Annotated in this window: 3 protein-coding genes; 2 read left to right on the forward strand and 1 reads right to left on the reverse strand. The window is 44.0% G+C overall.

Features of this window, described 5'->3' with window-relative positions; translation table 11 throughout:
* Positions 1–90 precede the first annotated feature (90 nt).
* Positions 91–924, forward strand: coding sequence for a shikimate dehydrogenase (gene aroE, locus R8N28_RS24880; RefSeq protein ID WP_069497669.1), 834 nt, complete (start codon positions 91–93; stop codon positions 922–924).
* A gap of 3 nt (positions 925–927) precedes the next feature.
* The gene (locus tag R8N28_RS24885) at positions 928–1,191 is read left to right on the forward strand and encodes a DUF1488 domain-containing protein (protein ID WP_063517810.1); all 264 of its coding nucleotides are present in this window, start codon (positions 928–930) and stop codon (positions 1,189–1,191) included.
* Positions 1,192–1,198: 7 nt separating this feature from the next.
* Here R8N28_RS24885 and R8N28_RS24890 read toward each other — a convergent pair.
* On the reverse strand, positions 1,199–1,411 hold a 213-nt coding region (locus R8N28_RS24890; RefSeq protein ID WP_412079932.1), incomplete at its 5' end, for a gamma carbonic anhydrase family protein.

The raw sequence follows: 1,411 nt of genomic DNA on the forward strand, positions 1-1,411 counted from the left end.
CCTTTTCTATATAGATAGATAGTGATAGGGTCATCTGTAATCAGGTGGCCCTGTTTTCTCTATATCTAAGTAAGGAATAAAGGTAAGGACATGACCCCGCAAATCGATCGTTACGCCGTGTTTGGTAACCCTATCGGGCACAGCAAGTCGCCATTTATCCATACGCTCTTTGCTCGTCAAACTAATCAGTCCCTAACATACACCGCAGAATGTGCGCCAGTGGGTGGATTTATCGAGGCGGCGAAAGCATTTTTTGCTGACGGCGGCAAAGGCTGTAACGTGACCTTGCCTTTTAAAGAAGATGCCTATCAATTTGCCAGCCGTTTGACCGAGCGTGCTCAGCTTGCTGGAGCAGTGAATACACTTAAGAAGCTTGATGATGGTGAAATCATTGGGGACAACACTGATGGTGCAGGCTTAGTGCAAGACTTGTTGCAACATCAAGTCGTTTTAGAAGGCGCACGCATCCTGATCATAGGAGCTGGTGGTGCCGCTCGAGGAGTGATTAAACCATTGCTCGATCAAAAACCAATATCTCTAACGATAACTAATCGTACATTTTCCAAAGCCGAAGAATTGGCAGAATTGTTTTCTGCGTATGGCCCTGTTAAAGCAAAAGAGATGAATACCATTGCTGAAGAGTTCGATGTCATAATCAACTCTACGTCTGCATCATTGAGTGGTGAGTTACCTGCGATCTCTTCCTCGGTGTTCGCCGCCAATAGTACAAGCTACGACATGATGTATGGCAAAGGTGATACCACATTTAACCAATGGGCTAAGCAACACGGTGCGGCACATGCTTATGATGGTTTAGGTATGTTAGTTGGCCAAGCTGCTGAGAGTTTTATGTTATGGCGCGGTCTTCGTCCTGGGGCCAAACAGATTTTGCGTGAATTAAGAAAGAACCTTGAAGGTCAATAAGCGATGAATCAATCCATCTTATTCCCAGACATGCAATCATGGGATGAAGTATCACAATCAGTAAACTTTGTGGCGCAACAATCTGGTGCGCTAATAGAATGCTTTGTGACGAAACAAAAGTTAGAAAAGTTATCTGGCTCAGAGTTAGATACGGAGCAGGCCGTGATCGCCGCTTTTATTGACTACCGATTTGATCTGGAAGAAATAGCAGAAGAGTTAATAGAAGATGAAGCCTTCAACGAAGAAGGCCATATTATCATCGGCTAACAGACCTTTAGTTCAAGTCTTCTACTTCATGTAAGTAGTCGTTTTTGTTTTGAACATAGTTATTGGCAGACTTTTGCAAAAAAGCTCGTTCTGTCTCTGATAGAGGGCGAGCTTGTTTTACTGGACTACCGACATAAAGATAACCGCTTTCTAATCTCTTTCCTGGCGGTACTAAACTGCCCGCTCCAATCATCACCTCTGATTCAATAACGACAGCATC

The organism is Vibrio sp. Vb1554, assembly GCF_033344235.1.

Bases quoted from the DNA above. Each gene is read 5' to 3' on its own strand.
- aroE (WP_069497669.1), top strand. From the start codon at position 91: ATGACCCCGCAAATCGATCGTTACGCCGTGTTTGGTAACCCTATCGGG.
- R8N28_RS24885 (WP_063517810.1), top strand. From the start codon at position 928: ATGAATCAATCCATCTTATTCCCAGACATGCAATCATGGGATGAAGTA.